The sequence below is a fragment of the Streptomyces olivaceoviridis genome (genome assembly GCF_014650115.1).
Classification (GTDB): Bacteria; Actinomycetota; Actinomycetes; order Streptomycetales; family Streptomycetaceae; genus Streptomyces; species Streptomyces olivaceoviridis.
The window spans coordinates 152,911-168,945 of record NZ_BMUI01000005.1; the positions used below are offsets into that span (position 1 = coordinate 152,911).

Genomic DNA, 16,035 nt, shown 5'->3' on the forward strand with positions numbered 1-16,035 from the left:
CCATGACCAGCGCGCCCGTCCCCTTCCAGGTGTACGAGGCAGGAACCTTTCTGCACGGTACGAAGGCGGCCCTTGTACCCGGGGATCTGCTGATCCCCGGGTACGCGTCCAACTTCCAGGAAGGCCGCACGTCCCGCCACGTCTACGTGTCCGAGACCCTGGATGCCGCCGCCTGGGGCGCCGAACTCGCGGCCGGCGACGGGCCGGGACGGGTCTACGTGGTGGAGCCGACCGGCGATCTGGAGGACGATCCCAACGTCACCGACCGGAAGTTCCCGGGCAACCCCACCCGCTCGTACCGCACCCGCGAGCCCGTGCGCGTCGTGTCGGAGCTCAAGGACTGGGCCGGGCACTCCCCCGAGCAGATCGAGGCCATGCTCAACGGGCTGGCCGACCTTCGCCGCCGCGGCATCGCCACGATCCTGGACTGACGAGGACCGCCGGAGCCCCGCAAGCCGTGTCACCGGTCCGGGCCTCCTCCCTGGCGGCGCCCCGTCAGGCGGAAGCCGACCGCTGCGGATCCGGCAGGTCCGGATCGAGGTCCGGGTGGCGGGGTGGGCCGCTCAGCGCGCATTGTACGTCCACCACACCGGCCACGGTCCGTGCCAGGGCGGTGGCCAGGGGAACGAGTGCCGTCTCGGGGGTCCTGCCGGTGAGAGTGACCACACCGTCGCGCACCTCGACCCGGACCGCCTCCGCGTACGGGCCGAAGAGCCGTGCGACGACCTCGCGCCGGACGTCCTCGGCGATGCCCTGGTCGTCCCGCAGGAAGACCTTCAGCAGGTCGGACCGGCTGACGATGCCCTTCAGCAGGCCCGCGTGGTCGACGACCGGCAGCCGCTTGACCCTGCCCCGCGCCATGATGCGCGCCGCCTGGGCGAGGCCGGCGTCGGGCGGCACCGTGACGGCCGGGGTGGTCATCAGCTCCGTCGCGGTCGCCGCGTCCGCCTTGCGGAACCCGGTGAGGTCCCGGGCCCGCCCGTACCAGCCGAGGCCGCCCCCGCCGTACTCCTGCTTGCGCAGCAGATCGGCCTCGGAGACCACGCCGACGACGCGTCCGGCGTCGTCCAGCACGGGGAGGGCGCTGACCCGCCACTCCCGCATGGTCCGCACGATGTCCTTGAACGCAGCCCCCGTGCGCAGGGCCACGACCCTGCGCGTCATCACGTCGCTCACGACGGTGGGAATACCGGTCATGGCGTCCTCCAGGGGCCGAGTACCGGTCTGCGACATCTCCAGGCTGCGGTGACGGGGCCGCCCGGGGCATGGGTCGAACGGCCCGCCCAGGGGGACCTTCGTCCGCCCGCCCCGGGGATCGCCGGTCCGGCCCGCTCGGCTGCCGGTGCCGCCGGGATCCGTCGCCGGCGTCGAAGCGGGTGCCCGCGGGTGCGAGGGACGTCCGACCCCTGTCCGAGAGCCGACCGGCACTGGAGGGAAGGCATCTGGTGGACGACCGTGAGAACAGGAACGGCACCGGTCCCCCGCGCCGCCGATCCGCCCGTACCGCACCCCGGCGCCCACCGGCCGGCCGACGCCGGCGGGAGGCCGGTCGCCCGTCCAGGAGAAGCAGGCCATGACCCGTGATCACGCCCCCGTGCACCGACGCGTCGACCTCGGCCCCGCCGAGGCGCTGCGGCTGCTGGGCAGCGTGTCGCTGGGAAGGATCGTCTTCACCCGGCAGGCTCTCCCCACCGTCCGCCCGGTCAACCACGTCCTGGACGACGGCGACATCGTCATCCGTACCCACGAGGGCACGGCCCTGACATCCCACGCCGAGGAGGCGGCCGGTCCGGGCGTGGTCGTCGCCTACGAGGCCGACGTCATCGACCCGGACACCCACCTCGGCTGGAGCGTGGTCGTCACGGGTTACGCCCGCCTGGTGACCGATCCGGCGGAACTGGCCCGCATCCGGGCGATGTTGCGGCCCTGGGCACCCGCGGACGGCCTGGACCAGGCGGTCCGCATCCACCCCGAGCTGGTCGCGGGTGTCCGCCTGACGGACCTGGCGGGGCAGGGCGGGACGGTGACGGCACTCGGCTGACGACCGTCGCGCACGGCGCGGTCACGGGGGTGTGGGCACGGCCACCTGCGCGTGCTGCTCCACACCGAGCACCACCTTCAGCGCACCGGTCTCGCCGGCCCGGGAGAAGACGTCGTACGCCTCTTCCATGTGGTGCAACGGGAAGGTGTGGGTGATCAGTTGCCCGGTCGGCAGCCGGCCGGCGGCGGCCATCCGCAGCAGGGTGGGGGTGGAGTAGGTGTCCACCAGGCCGGTCGTGATCGTCACGTTCTTGATCCACAGGTCTTCGAGGTGCAGCGTGGCCGGCCGGCCGTGCACACCGACATTGGCCACGTGCCCGCCGGGGCGGACCATCCGGGTGCACATCTCGAAGCTCTCCGGCACGCCGACCGCTTCGATCACCACGTCCGCGCCGAGGCCGTCGGTCAGGTCGGCGACCAGCTGGCCGGGAGCCTCGTGGACGTCGGCGATCGCGTCGGCGCCCAGCCGATGGGCTGCCTCCAGCCTGGCCGGGGTCAGGTCGACGGCGATGATCCGCTCCGGCGCGAAGAGGCGTGCCGTGGCGATGGCCGCGAGTCCGATGGGACCGGCGCCGACGATGGCCACGGTGTCGCCGGGACGCACGTGTCCGTTGAGCACGCCGACCTCGTAGGCGGTCGGGAAGATGTCGGCGAGCAGGACGGCGTCCTCGCCGCGCACGGTGGCGGACAGCGCGTGGACGGACAGGTCGGCGTGGGGTACGCGGACGTACTCGGCCTGGGTGCCGTCCACGAGGTGGCCGAGGATCCAGCCTCCGCCGCCCCGGCACTGGCCGTAGGCGCTCTCCCGGCAGAACCGGCACCGGCCGCACGAGGTGATGCAGGAGACCAGCACCCGGTCCCCGGGGCGCACGGTGCGCACGTCACTGCCGGTCTCGACGATCTCGCCGACCGCCTCGTGGCCGAGCACTGTTCCCGGACGGACCTCGGGGACGTCGCCCTTGAGGATGTGCAGGTCCGTGCCGCAGATGGTCACCGCGTCGACCTTCACGATCGCGTCGGTGGGTTCCTTGACGGCCGGGTCCGGGACGTCCTGCCAGGACGCCTGTCCGGGACCGTGGAAGACGAAGGCTTTCATGACGCTCCTCACCCCGGTTCGGTCTTCGGGCTGTGCTGTGTCCGTGGGTCCGCGCTCGGGCCGGCCGGCCCTCCTGCCCGGGGCTCAGGCCGGCTCGGGTACGACCGCCACCGGGCAGGAGGCGCGGTGGAGCACACCGCGGACGACACGGCCGGGTCGGAGCCCGTGGTGGCCTCGGCGGCGCCGCGCTCCGACGACGAGCAGGTCGGCTTCACGGGAGACGGCCGACAGGGCGTCGCGTGCGGGTCCCTCGACCGTACGTCGTCGTACCCGCAGGCCGGACGGGATGTCCCGCAGCGCGTCCTCGACCGTCTCGGCGGCCTGCCGCTCTCGCGGGTGGGCCGGTTCACCGACGAGCCGGGAGTACCCCCGGACGAAGTCCGGGGGACGATGCGCACGGGGCTCGTGCAGGGGACGGCGCCAGGCCCGGACGGCTTCCAGCGGGACCCCGCGCAGCACGGCCTCCTCGATCGCGAACCTCACCGCCGCCGAGCCCGCCGGTTCCGCGCCGACTCCCAGGACGACGCGACCGCGTGCCGCCGAGCGCGCCTGGTCGCCGTCGCTTCCGCGCAGCACGACCACCGGGCAGTGCGCGTGCCCGGCCACCGCGACGCCGACCGATCCGAGGAGTGACTCGGTCACGCCGCCGCGACCGCGGCAGCCCAGCACCAGGGCCAGGGCGCTGCTGCTCTCGTGTATCAGGCCGTACGCCGGTTCCTCGGGCAGTACATCGGTGGTGACCTTGACGCCGGGCCGCCGCCGACGGGCCCGCTGTTCGGCGGCCCCGACGATCTCCTCGGCCATCATCTCCTCCGACGGCTCTGCGGACTCCTGGACCGGGACCGCGCCCTCGTAGCGCTCCCAGAGCGAGGCGTACACCAGCCGGAGCGACGCCCCGCGCAGGACCGCCTCGTCGGCGGCCCAGTCCACGGCCCGCATACTCGGCTCCGAACCGTCGACGCCGACGACCAGGGGCAGGTCCAGAGGCGCCCCATGGGCCTGTGCGGCTGCTGCGCTCATGGCTTCTCCTCCTGCGGAGTGGTCGGTCACGTGTGCGCGACGACCGCGACGGGGGCGGCGATGTGGTGCAGCGCGCAGTGGGTGACATGGCCGATGTGCGCACCGAACGAGTGCGGGCGGACACGCCGTCCGACGACCACCAGGGAGGCGTCACGGGAATCGTTGACGAGGACCTGTGGAGCGCTGCCGCACCGGCTCGTTTCGATCACCTCGACGTCCGGGAACTTCTGCCGCCAGGGGCGCAGCACCTTGCCGAGGAGGGTGGCTTGCCCGCGTTCGAGCGAGGTGTGGAGCCTGGCGTCACCGGAGAAGCCGTGGAACGAGGCCGACGGCCCGGACCAGGCGTGGACGGCCCGCAGGGCCGCCTTCCGGCGGGCGGCGGCGTCGAAGGCGAAGTCCAGCAGCGTGTCGTCCGGGTGGTCGAGGTCGAGGCCGAGCACCACGGGCCGGAAGGGCGCCGCAGCGGACGGTACGCCCGTCGGGTCCATCCTGTGCTCGTCGGCGGCCTGCTCCCCCGCCCGCACCAGCACGACCGGGCGTTCGGCGCGGGCCACGACGCCCCGGCTCACCGAGCCGAGCACGAACCCGCCGAACCCGCCCACGCCCCGCGATCCCAGCACCAGCAGCTCGGCGTGGCCCGCCGCCTCGCCGAGGACATCGACCACGGTGCCGGTGAGCAGCTCGGTGGTCACCTCGACGCCCGGGTGGCGCAGCCGGATGCCGTCCGCGGACTCGTCTGTCAGCTGCTGGGCCCGGCGCACGTGACTCACCGGGTCCCGCCCCGGCATGCGGGCCACATACCGGGGCCTCGGCCCCTGGACGTGCACGATCTTCAGCGGCAGGCGACGCAGCAGGGCTTCGCGCGCGGCCCACTCGGCCGCGGCCCGGCTCTCGGGCGAGTCGTCGAGACCCACCGTGACGGTTCGCGACATGGTCTCCGCCTCCCGGGTGAGGGGTCCGACACCAGGGTGGCGCCGTGGGGCGCACACGATCAGGGGCCATACGGCCCCGCCCGGGACCGGCCGACCCCTTCGAGGCGGACGCCGAAGGGGCGGTCCGAGGCCGGGCGGTCCGAGACCGGGCGGTCCGGCTCCTTCCAGTGTGCCGGGCGGCCGGGCCCACGGGTCTTCTTCACTGCCGCGCGGAGCGCACGATCACCACCGGACAGCTCGCGTGCTGCGAGACGTGCTGGCTGACGGAGCCCAGCAGGGCGCGCGCGAACCCGCCCCTGCCCCGGCTGCCGACGACCAGGGCCTCGGCTCCTTCGGCGGCTCGCAGCAGGACGTCGGCGGGGTTGCCGTGCACCACGTGGGTCCGCACGGAGCCGGCCGTGTCCGCGCCGAGCGCGTCGGTCAGCTCCCGGCTCATCTTCTGGCGTGTCTCGTCCTCGTCGACGTCCATGTCGACGGCGGGCCCCGACCAGCCGTACAGGCCCGGCAGCTCCCACACCGCGACCGCTTCCACGGTGCCGCCGACCAGGCCGGCGTAGCGCACGGCCCAGCGCAGGGCGTCGTAGGAGGACTGCGACCCGTCGACACCGACCACCACCCGGCGCTCGGAGGCATCCTTGTCCATGCGTCCCACCTCTCCTTCGGTGTGTGTGCCCGCCGGGCCGTTCCGCCCCTGTCCCCACGCTGCGGGACCCGTCGCCACACCGCCAGAGATGCGCATCCGGCGGCATGACGGACGGCTGTGCGCGGTCAGCGCGCGTGGCGCGCGGCCCGGCCGGTTCGACTTGCTCCCGCGGTTGTGCGATTCGGCCCCGCCCGCGGGTACACGAGGGGGGATGCTGGGTGTGGGGCCGACGGCTGTCCGGGCATCGGGGCGAGCCCGACCGCCGGGAGCGCCGGCGTTCCCAAGAGCATCCCGTACTCGCGATGTGGAGGGCCGATGAGCCGACGCACTCAAGCTGACGCGCGGGCCGAGCGGACCTACCGCGGTCCGGCGCTGCCCTCGGCGAGGAAGACGCGGCGGCGCGCGGCGCCCCGGCCGGCCGGTTCCGGTCGGTTGAGCGCTCGCAGTGCCGACGGCGAGCGGATGCTGCTGCCCGGCGGCACATGGCGGCGCGTCGAGACCATCAGGGTGCGAAGCCTGTTCGGGTGAGGCCGCAGGACCGCTCACCCGCGGTGCGTTCGGAGCACGCCGCGCCGCGCTCACTGCCGTTCGGGCACGACCGCGACCGGGCACTGGGCATGGTGGAGGAGGGCATGGCCCACACGGCTGAGCTGCGGTCCGAAGTGCCCCTTTCCGCGTCGTGCGCCGACGATCACGAGGTCCGCGGCGGCCGACCGTTCCACGAGGATCTTGCCGGCCGGTCCCTCGACGGCCGCCGGGCGCGTCCGGACGTGCGGGTACTCGTCGATCGCGGCCGTGAGCCGGGCGTCGACGGCGGAGGAGGCGCTCTGCCCGGACGTCTCGACCGGTCCGTCGGCCTGTGGCCGGTTGCCGCTCCTGTCGTGGGCGGGCCCGCGCCAGGCATGCACGACGTCGAGGACGCAGCCGCGCACCTCCGCCTCCCGGAAGGCGAAGCGCACGGCTTCCGCGCCGGTACCGGCTCCACCGAGGCCGAGCAGGATGCGCCCGTGCCCACCCGCCAGGCCCACCCGGTCACCCCGGACCACGACCGCCGGGCAGGGGGCTCGGGCCGCCACGGCCAGACCGACCGACCCGAGCAGCAGTCCCCTGAGCTCGCCGCGGCCACGCGAACCGGTCACCAGCGCGAAGGCCGCGCCGCCCTCGCGCAGGAGAGCGGCCGTCGCCTCCTCGGGAACGATGTCGGTGATGATCTCCGCGTCCCGGTTGCGTCGTTCCGCACGGTCGGCCGCCGCGGCCACGATGTGCTCGGCCAGCACCTGCTCCGAGGACTGTCCCGGACCCGCCGGGGGCAGGCCGGCCTCGTAGCGCACCCAGAGGGAGGCGTGGACCAGCCTGAGCGGGAGACCGTGGCGGACGGCTTCGTCCACGGCCCAGTCGACCGCGACGAGGCTCGGCTCCGATCCGTCGACTCCCACGACCAGAGGGAGTGTCATCGTCCCCACCGCCTTTCCCGGGGCCGCCCGTCGCGCCGTACACCGCGAGGGCGTTACGGCCCGGTCGGAAGTCCATCGGCCCCTTGCAGCTCGCTGTCCCCTTCGCCGGTCCAGGTACCGCTCGCTGTCGCCTTCGCCGGTTCAGGTCCGGGGCGGTCCGGCGTGCAGTGTGTTCAGACGGCGCCGGTAGTCGTCCTCGTCGATCTCCCCGCGGGCCGGCCGCTCACGGAGGATGTCCTCCGCCGACGGTGGGGCCGGAAGGTGCCGGTGATCCCGCGGCCGGTGGAGGGCGCGGACGAGCAGCACGAGGACTGCGATGATCAGCGCCCAGAACAGGATCACGCCGGTCGACATCGCGAACCATCCACCGACGCCGTGTCCGTACCGGAACACCATGGTCTCTCACCTGCTTCGGCCCTGCTCCGTGGCCGGATCGCCGGCGCGCCCGGCGGCTCCTGCCCTCACTCGCATCGTCCCGCCGCCCGTCCCCGCCGTCTGGGGCCGGGCGGCCCCGGACGGTGGGCCGGTACGCCCGTACGGGGGCGGAGCGGACCGTAGCCACCTGCGTCCCCCGGCTGCCGATGGCCCTCACCGGTGCAGCACGACTTTGAGCGCGCCCGTGCCGGTGCCGTGTGCGAAGACCTCGTAGGCGTCCTCCATGGCGTCGAGACCGAAGGTGTGGGTGACCAACGGGGCGACGGCCAGTTGGCCGAACCTGAGCAACTCCAGCAGCCACGGTGTGGAGGACGTGTCCACCTGCCCCATGCTGATCGTCACGTTCTTGCGCCACATCGCCTCAAGGTGCAGCGTCGTCGGTCTGCCGTGCGTGCCGATGTTGGCGATGTGTCCTCCCGCCCGGACGGCGCGCGTGCACAGCAGGAAGCCGTCCGGATCACCGGACGCCTCGATGACCACGTCGGCTCCCGGCCCCTCGGACAGTTCGGTGATCATCTTTCCCGGCGATTCGGCGGCGTCCGCCCCCACCCGGGCAGCGGTTTCGAGCCGTGAGCCGGCCAGGTCGACGACGATGATCCTGTGGGGCGAGTAGAGCCGCGCGACGACGACCGAGGCGAGGCCGACGGGGCCGCCACCCACCACGACCACGGTGTCTCCCGGACCGACGTGTCCGTTGCGGACCCCGACCTCGTAGGCGGTCGGCAGCAGTTCGGCGAGCAGCACCGCGTCGTCCAGCGGGAGGTCGCAGGGCCGTCGGGTGGTGGAGTGATCGGCGAACGGCACACGCACGAGCTCGGCCTGGGTGCCGTCGATCAGATTCCCCAGGAGCCATCCGCCGCCACCCCGGCACTGTCCGTACCGGCCGTCGTGGCACTCCCGGCAATCCCCGCAGGCCGACACGGACGACACGATCACCTGGTCGCCGGGGCGCAGGTGGTTGACCTGCCTGCCGGTCTCCACGACCTCGCCGACGGCTTCGTGGCCGAGCACGGTCCCCGGCTTCACGTCGGGGAAGTCGCCCCGCCGGATGTGCAGGTCCGTGCCGCACACGGTGGTCGCGTCGACGCGCACGACGGCGTCGGTCGCCTCCTCGATCACGGGGTCGGGCACGGTGTCCCAGGAGATCCGCGCCGGGCCGTGGTAGACGAGCGCTCGCACCGGACTCACTTCCTCGCTCCCCCTCTACACGGTCGCCCCCGTGACGCTGCCGGGCAACACGGCCCACGCAAGGTGGACCTCATGCGCACCCGGGATCAGTCGGCGGCACGCCGCTGACGTGCGGGGAGAGCGCCGCGGCGCTCTCCCCGGCAGGAGGTTCAGCCGTCCCATGTCCAGTCGGCGACCTCGGGCAGGTCCGTACCGTGTTCCCGGATGTGGACGTGGTGGCGCTGGCGGGTGTCCTCCATGTGCTGGCGCACCCCGGCCGCGCGGACGGCGAGGCCGGGGACGCGGTCGACGACGTCCATGACCAGGCGGTAGCGGTCCAGGTCGTTGCGGACCACCATGTCGAAGGGGGTGGTCGTCGTGCCGATCTCCTTGTAGCCGCGCACGTGCAGGTGGCGGTGCCCGGTACGACGGTAGGCCAGCCGGTGGATGAGCCAGGGGTAGCCGTGGTAGGCGAAGATCACCGGCCTGTCGGCCGTGAACAGTCCGTCGTACTCGAAGTCGCTCATGCCGTGCGGGTGTTCCTCGCTGGGCAGCAGTCGGGCGATGTCGACCACGTTGACCACGCGCACGGCCAGGTCGGGCAGGTGGCGGCGCAGCAGCTGGACCGCGGCGAGGACCTCCTGCGTCGGCACGTCACCCGCGCACGCGAGCACCACGTCCGGTTCGCGCGTGCCGTCCTCGCTGCCGGCCCACTCCCAGATGCCGGCGCCCCGGGCGCAGTGGACCTTCGCCTCCTCCATCGACAGCCAGTCGAAGCAGGGCTGCTTGCCCGCCACGATCACGTTGACGTAGTCGCGGCTGCGCAGGGCGTGGTCCGCCACGGACAGCAGTGTGTTCGCGTCCGGCGGGAAGTAGACCCGTACGGCCTCGGGGCTCTTGTTCAGGATGTGGTCCACGAAGCCGGGGTCCTGGTGGGAGAAGCCGTTGTGGTCCTGCCGCCACACATGGGAGGTGAGGAGGTAGTTCAGGGAGGCGACCGGAGCGCGCCAGGGCAGGCGGCGGGTGGTGCGCAGCCACTTGATGTGCTGGTTGACCATCGAGTCCACGATGTGCACGAAGGCCTCGTAGCAGGAGAACAGCCCGTGCCGGCCCGTGAGGAGGTAGCCCTCCAGCCAGCCCTGGCAGGTGTGCTCGGAGAGGATCTCCATCACCCGGCCGTGTCGGTCGAGGTGCTCGTCCACGTCGAGGATGGCGGCCTGCCAGGCCTTGCCGCTGGCCCCGTAGACGGCCTGGAGCCGGTTGGAGGCGGTCTCGTCGGGGCCGACGAGCCGGAAGTCCCGGCGGTCGGTCGTCGCCCGCATGACGTCTTCGAGCATGTCACCGAGGACACGCGTGGGTTCGTGCAGAGTGGCGCCGTGCTTGTCCACCTCGACGGCGTACTTCTCCAGGGGCGGAAGAGGCAGTTCCCGCGCGAGGAGGCCGCCGTTGGCGTGCGGTGTGGCGCCGAGCCGTCGGGCACCCTCCGGGACGCATGCCACTACGTGCGCGCGGGGGGCGCCGTGCTCGTCGAACAGTTCCTCGGGGCGGTAGGAGCGCAGCCACTGCTCCAGCTGCCGCAGGTGTTCCGGGTTGTCCCGCACGGCGGCCAGCGGCACCTGGTGCGCGCGCCAGGTGCCCTCGACCGGCAGTCCGTCCACCTCGGCGGGACCGGTCCAGCCCTTGGGCGTGCGCAGCACGATCACGGGCCAGCGGGGCCGGTCCGTGGCCCGGTCCTCGCGGGCGGCACGCTGGAAGCCGGCGATGCGGTCGAGCGCCTCGTCCATCGCCGCGGCCATCGCGCGATGGACGGCCGTCGGGTCGTCACCGGTGACATGGACGGGGTCGTGGCCGTAGCCACGCAGGAGTTCGTCCAGTTCGGTTTCCGGGAGCCGGGCCAGCACCGTCGGGTTGGCGATCTTGTAGCCGTTCAGGTGCAGGATCGGCAGCACGGCGCCGTCGCGGACCGGGTCGAGGAACTTGTTGGAGTGCCAGGAGGCGGCCAGCGGACCGGTCTCCGCCTCCCCGTCGCCGATCACGCAGGCGACCAGCAGGTCCGGGTTGTCGAAGGCGGCGCCGTAGGCGTGTGACAGGGAGTAGCCGAGCTCACCGCCTTCGTGAATGGAGCCGGGGGTCTCGGGGGCGACATGGCTGGGCACCCCGCCCGGGAAGGAGAACTGCTTGAACAGCCGGGCCATGCCGGCCGCGTCCCGGGTGATGTCCGGGTAGGTCTCGGTGTACGACCCCTCCAGCCAGGAGTTGGCGAGGACGGCCGGGCCGCCGTGTCCGGGCCCCCAGACGCACAGCGCGTCCAGGCCGCGGGCCTTGATGACGCGGTTGAGGTGGGTGTGCACCAGGTTCAGGCCGGGTGAGGTGCCCCAGTGGCCGAGCAGCCGCGGTTTGACGTGCTCGGGCTGGAGCGGCTCGCTCAGCAGGGGGTTGGCCATGAGGTAGATCTGACCGACGGAGAGGTAGTTCGCGGCGCGCCAGTGGGCGTCCAGTGAGGTGAGCTCCTCGTCCGAGAGTTCGGCGGGCGCCGTGTGCGTGTCGACGGACATCCGGATCCCTTTCGTGTCGGGACGGCGTTCGGGGGCTTCATGCGTGCCGGCCTCTGTACGACCACCTTCCATCGACGCGCCGGGTTCCCGACAGGGCCGTTCGGGCCACCGGCCGCGCGGCGGACGGTCCCGCAGGACCTGGCTGCCTCGGCCGGCACCCGATCGGACCACCCGTCCGGCCGGTCGGCGGTGCGAACGTCTTCCCGGCGCTGCGACGAGATGCCGTCAGCCCGACGGCGACCGGCGGGGCCCGCGACCGCGACGGGGGCGGCGCGGGCACCGGGGCGCGGCCGGAGCCGCTTCCGTCCTCGTCGCGCACTCCGGTCGTCGTGGCCCCTGCCGTTCAGGCGATGTCGAGGACGTCGCGGACGGACCGGCGGGGCGTGGCGGGGCCCTGTGGCCCGTAGCCCAGGCGGAGCACCATCTGGACGTGGCCGCGGCCCGTCACGGGGTCACGGGTCAGCAGGCGCAGGTCCCGGCTCTCCAGGGCGTGGGAGGTCAGGGAGGTGGCGAGCCCCGCCAGGGTCGCCTCCAGCAGCACCCGTTGCAGTGCCTGGCCGGCCCGGAGCCAGTCGGCGGGGCCGTCGCCCGGTGTGCTCAGCAAGGCCAGGTGCGGGTCCTTCTCGAACGAGGCCGTGCCGCGGTCGGCCACCGGGCGGCGGCCGGCGAAGTCACGCATGGGCGCCTTGCCGTCCCGCATGCGCGGTCCGAAGGCGTACTCCGGGACCCCGTCGGTGGCCGTGTCGGCCTCCGGTCCGAGCCGCGTCCAGCGCCGCAGGTCCCCCGCGCTCTCCGGGTGCAGGACGTCGCGGTTCTCCGCGTCGTGCACCAGGTCCAGGATCGTCCGCACGTGCCACGGCCCGGGGAACTGCAACTCCGCCCCTTCCCGGTCCGCCGCCGCGCGCAAGGCGGCCCGCACGTCCTCCGGGATGTCCTTCTCGTCGAAGGGGTACCGGCTGGTGTGCCGCCGGCGGACGGCCTGGTGCAGACGGACCAGATCGTCTTCCGAGGCGTCCGGGTCTGTCCCGCCCAGCCGGACCGCGGCGAGCCGCAGCGGTTCGGCGGGGTCCGGCAGCAGGCTGACCGTGGGGGTGATGCCGGCGTGCGCCGCGGCGACCCGCAACGTGAACAGTGCCGCACCGCAGCCGATGTGCAGGGCGCGGTTGCCGGGGTCGGAGCGGGGCATGGCGCGGTCGAGGTCGGCGAACAGCAGCAGGACCCGCTCGCTCGCCAGGAAGCGGAAGCGCCAGGGCTGCGCGTTGTGCATGGAGGGAGCGGTCACGGCCTCGGCGACCAGACCGGCGACCGTCTTCGCGTCCGGCTGCGGTGTGTCCATCGTGCCCTCCTGCCGACTCCGTCCCAGTACCCACATCGCGTGCGGGCGCACGTCCCGGGCCCGGGGCAGCGGTGCCGTGGTCAGACGCGTTCAGGCTCCGGGCCGGTCCCCCTCAGGGACGGGGCAGGACGGGCCGCCGGGCGGTCGATGATCGATCGCGGCGTGGGTGACGGGACGGGTGCTCCGTCCGCCGGCGCCGCGGGTGGCGACCCTGCCGGACGTCACCCGCCGATGATGCCGCTGACCAGGTTCGTCGCCCCTCGTGCCCTCGTGTGGCCGTCCATCCTCGGTGCCCTCGGCAACGCCGGCCATGTCGGCCTGTACGCCGAGGAGATCAGCCGCGCGGGCGAGCAACTGGGCGCGTCCCCACCGGCGTTCACGCGCCCCACCCGCATCGGCGCCACCGCCGGCCTCGACCGCGCCCTCGGCTGACGACGCACCGGCGGCGGCCCCGAGGCGGCCACCGTGCGAGCGAACGGGTCTCCACCCATTCTGGAGGTGAGGGGGGTGTGACAGCGGAGGAGGTAGTGAAGATGCGGACCGTTGTCGATCTCACGCGCTGCCAGGGATACGCACAGTGTGTGTTCCTCGCGCCGGCCGTGTTCGAGCTGCACGGCGAGGAAGGCCTTCTTTACGCCACGGCCGTACCCGACGACCAGGAAGAACGCGTGCGCCAAGCCGCGGCGGCCTGCCCGGTCCAGGCCATACTCCTGGGGGAAGAGGTGAAGAGCGGTGCCCGATGACCTCAAGGACGGCCGCATCGTCATCGTCGGTGCGTCGCTGGCCGGTCTGCGGGCCGCGGAAGCGCTGCGCGAGGAAGGATTCACCGGCTCACTGACCGTGGTCGGGGACGAACCCCACGCACCCTACGACCGTCCGCCGCTGTCCAAGCAGGTGCTGCTCGGGCAGGCGACGGCGCAGACCACCGAGCTGCCGATGCGCCGGGATCCGGACGCCGAGTGGCGGCTGGGCGTCCGCGCCACGGGCCTGGACCTGCTGGAGAAGCGGGTGCTGCTGGAAGACGGGGAGTCACTGCCGTACGACCGGGTGTTGATCGCCACCGGAACCCGCGCGCGGCCTTGGCCCCACAAGGAGGAGGCCGCGCTGGAGGGGGTGTTCACCCTGCGTTCCCGCGAGGACGGCGCGGGGCTGGCCGACCGGCTCGCCGCGAGGCCGGAGCGCGTGCTGGTCATCGGCGGCGGCTTCACGGGCTCGGAGATCGCCTCGGCCTGCCGGGAGTTGGGGGTGCAGGTCACGGTCACCGAGCGCGGCCCCGCTCCCCTGGTCGGCGCGCTCGGCGGCACCCTGTCGAAGCTCGCGGCCGTCATGCAGCGCAACCACGGTGTGGACCTGCGCACCGGCGTGACGGTCACCGCCCTGAACGGCAACGGCGCCTTCACGGGTGCGCGGCTGTCCGACGGCAGCCGGGTCGACGCGGACGTGTGCGTGGCGGCGTTGGGAGCGATCCGCAACGTCGAATGGCTGGCGGAGTCGGGGCTGGCGGCGGGCCCGCGCGGGATCGCGTGCGACGCCGGATGCCGCGCCTTCAACATGTACGGGATCGTCACCGACGACGTCTTCGTGGCCGGCGACGTCTCCCGCTTCCCCCACCCGCTGTTCGGCTACCAGATGCTGTCCCTGGAGCACTGGGGCAACGCGGTCGAGCAGGCCGAGGTGGCGGCCCACAACATGGTCAACCCGGGTCCACTGCGACGCCCGCACCTGGCGGTCCCGGTCTTCTGGTCGACCCAGTTCGGACTCAACATCAAGTCCGTGGGCGTGCCCACGTACTCCGACCACATCGTCATCGCCCAAGGCTCCTTGGAGGCGCGCCGTCTCGCCATGGTCTACGGGTACAAGGGCCGGGTCACCGCGGCCGTCACCGTCGACATGGCCAAGTCGCTCGACTACTACCGGCACCTGATCGAGTCGGCCGCTCCCTTCCCGCCCCCGCCCGGCGCGGCGGACCGGGCGATCGCGGCCGACGTCACGATCCCCTCCGACGTGCCCGATCCGTCGGTGCTGTCCCACGGCCCGACCGTCGCGCTCACCGGTCACCTTCCCGACCGCCGACTGACCGTGGTCTAGCCCACGTCCCGCCCCACCCCGAGGAGCCGCCATGGCCTCCGAGACCCTGCTGGAACGCATCACCGACTACGCCAGCCGCCCTGACCCGTACCCGCTGTACGCGGAACTCCGCGCGGCCGGACCCGTGGTGCGGCAGGCTGACGGCAGCTACCTGATCGGCACCTACCACGAGGTCGCCGCCCTGCTCCACGACCCGCGGATGAGTGTCGATCCCCGTACCCGCGGCGGGGAGGCCCAGCAACTGCCGTTCCTGCGGCTCGACGACCCCGAACACCACCGACTGCGCACCCTGGCCATGCGGCCCTTCGGTCCGCCGCACAGCCCCCACCGCGTCGACGGCATGCGCGGCGAGATCGACCGGATCACCCAGGAACTGCTGGCATCCTTCCGCGCGGGCGAGCAGATCGATCTCGTCGACGACTTCGCCTACCCGCTGCCCGTCACGGTCATCTGCCGCCTGCTCGGCGTGCCCCGCGAGGACGAGCCCCTCTTCAGGGCCTGGTCCGACGCCCTCGTCGCCGCCGCCGACGTCAGGGCCGGCGCGGACACCACCGAGACGGACAAGGCCGGTGAACAGGCGAAGATGGAGATGGGCGGCTACTTGGTGAACCTCGCCGAACAGCGCCGCGGCAAGCCGAGCGACGACATGCTCTCCGCCTTCGTCAACGAGCCCGACCCGGCTCTGCGCCTGACCCGGGAGGAACTCGCGGAAACGGCGGTCCTGCTGCTCATCGCCGGGCACGAGACCACGGTCAACCTCATCACCAACGGTGTGCTCACCCTGCTGCGCCGGCCCGACCAGCTGGACCTGCTGCGCCGCCAACCGGACCTGCTGCCGCGAGCGGTGGAGGAGCTGCTGCGTTACGAGCCTCCGGTCCACATGCGCGAGCGCCTCCCGCGGGCCGACGTCGACGTCGCCGGCACCACCCTCCCGGAAGGCGCGTCCGTCGTCCTGGTGCTGGCCTCGGGCAGCCGCGACCCCAAGCGGTTCGTCGAGCCCGACCGGTTCGACCCCACCCGTCCGGACAACCAGCACTTCGGCTTCGGCAGCGGCATCCACCTCTGCTACGGCGGCCCCCTGGCCCGCATCGAGGCCTATTCCGCGCTCGGCGCCCTGCTCCCCCACCTCGGCACCGCCCGGCTGGTCCAGGACCCACCGCCCTACCGCCAGAACGCCATGCTCCGCGGCCCCCGCCACCTGCCCCTCCAGCTCTGAGGGCCGTACGCCGGCACCGCGCACGACAGGGAAGGAGGGACGGGACGGGGCGA

Annotated in this window: 17 protein-coding genes; 7 read left to right on the forward strand and 10 right to left on the reverse strand. The window is 73.1% G+C overall.

Translation table 11 applies throughout. The features are described 5' to 3' along the window. Positions 1–2: 2 nt before the first annotated feature. Entirely contained in the window at positions 3–431 is a 429-nt protein-coding gene (arr, locus tag IE273_RS11990) for an NAD(+)--rifampin ADP-ribosyltransferase (RefSeq protein WP_189815120.1), read from the forward strand. Between the two features lie 64 nt (positions 432–495). On the opposite strand, the gene IE273_RS11995 is transcribed toward arr, so the two are convergent. Beyond that, a complete protein-coding gene (locus IE273_RS11995) occupies positions 496–1,197 on the reverse strand; it encodes a CBS domain-containing protein (protein WP_189815121.1) in 702 nt (233 codons plus the stop codon). Positions 1,198–1,573: 376 nt separating this feature from the next. On the opposite strand from IE273_RS11995, the gene IE273_RS12000 reads away from it, so the two are divergent. Next, positions 1,574–2,041, forward strand: a complete 468-nt coding sequence (locus tag IE273_RS12000; RefSeq protein WP_189815122.1) for a pyridoxamine 5'-phosphate oxidase family protein — start codon at positions 1,574–1,576, stop codon at positions 2,039–2,041. Between the two features lie 21 nt (positions 2,042–2,062). On the opposite strand, the gene IE273_RS12005 is transcribed toward IE273_RS12000, so the two are convergent. From IE273_RS12005 to IE273_RS12020, 4 genes are all read right to left on the reverse strand, one after another. Continuing rightward, positions 2,063–3,136, reverse strand: coding sequence for a zinc-dependent alcohol dehydrogenase family protein (locus IE273_RS12005; protein ID WP_189815123.1), 1,074 nt, complete (start codon positions 3,134–3,136; stop codon positions 2,063–2,065). A gap of 84 nt (positions 3,137–3,220) precedes the next feature. After that, a complete protein-coding gene (locus tag IE273_RS12010; RefSeq protein ID WP_189815124.1) occupies positions 3,221–4,156 on the reverse strand; it encodes a universal stress protein in 936 nt (311 codons plus the stop codon). Between the two features lie 26 nt (positions 4,157–4,182). Then, a complete protein-coding gene (locus IE273_RS12015; protein WP_189815125.1) occupies positions 4,183–5,088 on the reverse strand; it encodes a universal stress protein in 906 nt (301 codons plus the stop codon). Between the two features lie 199 nt (positions 5,089–5,287). Next, positions 5,288–5,731 carry a universal stress protein gene (locus tag IE273_RS12020; RefSeq protein WP_189815126.1) on the reverse strand — a complete coding sequence of 148 codons (444 nt, stop codon included), beginning with the start codon at positions 5,729–5,731 and terminating at the stop codon, positions 5,288–5,290. Positions 5,732–6,046: 315 nt separating this feature from the next. On the opposite strand from IE273_RS12020, the gene IE273_RS12025 reads away from it, so the two are divergent. Next, on the forward strand, positions 6,047–6,259 hold the full coding sequence (locus IE273_RS12025; RefSeq protein ID WP_167360858.1) for a hypothetical protein: 213 nt from the start codon (positions 6,047–6,049) through the stop codon (positions 6,257–6,259). 50 nt (positions 6,260–6,309) lie between these two features. Here the strand turns inward: IE273_RS12025 and IE273_RS12030 are convergent, their stop codons facing one another. The 5 genes from IE273_RS12030 to IE273_RS12050 form a co-directional block, all read right to left on the reverse strand. Next, positions 6,310–7,194, reverse strand: coding sequence for a universal stress protein (locus IE273_RS12030; RefSeq protein WP_189815127.1), 885 nt, complete (start codon positions 7,192–7,194; stop codon positions 6,310–6,312). 132 nt (positions 7,195–7,326) lie between these two features. Further along, the gene (locus tag IE273_RS12035) at positions 7,327–7,581 is read right to left on the reverse strand and encodes an SHOCT domain-containing protein (RefSeq protein ID WP_189815128.1); all 255 of its coding nucleotides are present in this window, start codon (positions 7,579–7,581) and stop codon (positions 7,327–7,329) included. A 192-nt stretch (positions 7,582–7,773) separates the two neighbouring features. Next, positions 7,774–8,799, reverse strand: coding sequence for an alcohol dehydrogenase catalytic domain-containing protein (locus IE273_RS12040; RefSeq protein WP_189815336.1), 1,026 nt, complete (start codon positions 8,797–8,799; stop codon positions 7,774–7,776). A 158-nt stretch (positions 8,800–8,957) separates the two neighbouring features. Further along, on the reverse strand, positions 8,958–11,342 hold the full coding sequence (locus IE273_RS12045) for a phosphoketolase family protein (RefSeq protein WP_189815129.1): 2,385 nt from the start codon (positions 11,340–11,342) through the stop codon (positions 8,958–8,960). A 343-nt stretch (positions 11,343–11,685) separates the two neighbouring features. Further along, on the reverse strand, positions 11,686–12,678 hold the full coding sequence (locus tag IE273_RS12050) for an Acg family FMN-binding oxidoreductase (RefSeq protein WP_189815130.1): 993 nt from the start codon (positions 12,676–12,678) through the stop codon (positions 11,686–11,688). 231 nt (positions 12,679–12,909) lie between these two features. Here IE273_RS12050 and IE273_RS12055 point away from each other — a divergent pair, with 231 nt between their 5' ends. From IE273_RS12055 to IE273_RS12070, 4 genes are all read left to right on the forward strand, one after another. Continuing rightward, positions 12,910–13,110, forward strand: a complete 201-nt coding sequence (locus IE273_RS12055) for a hypothetical protein (protein ID WP_189815131.1) — start codon at positions 12,910–12,912, stop codon at positions 13,108–13,110. Between the two features lie 101 nt (positions 13,111–13,211). Beyond that, positions 13,212–13,421, forward strand: a complete 210-nt coding sequence (locus IE273_RS12060) for a ferredoxin (RefSeq protein WP_189815337.1) — start codon at positions 13,212–13,214, stop codon at positions 13,419–13,421. Then, complete coding sequence (locus tag IE273_RS12065) at positions 13,411–14,766, forward strand: NAD(P)/FAD-dependent oxidoreductase (RefSeq protein ID WP_189815132.1); 1,356 nt, start codon at positions 13,411–13,413, stop codon at positions 14,764–14,766. The genes IE273_RS12060 and IE273_RS12065 overlap by 11 nt, the downstream gene beginning before the upstream one ends. Positions 14,767–14,797: 31 nt before the next feature. Beyond that, positions 14,798–15,982, forward strand: a complete 1,185-nt coding sequence (locus tag IE273_RS12070; RefSeq protein ID WP_189815133.1) for a cytochrome P450 — start codon at positions 14,798–14,800, stop codon at positions 15,980–15,982. The last annotated feature ends 53 nt before the right edge of the window (positions 15,983–16,035 follow it).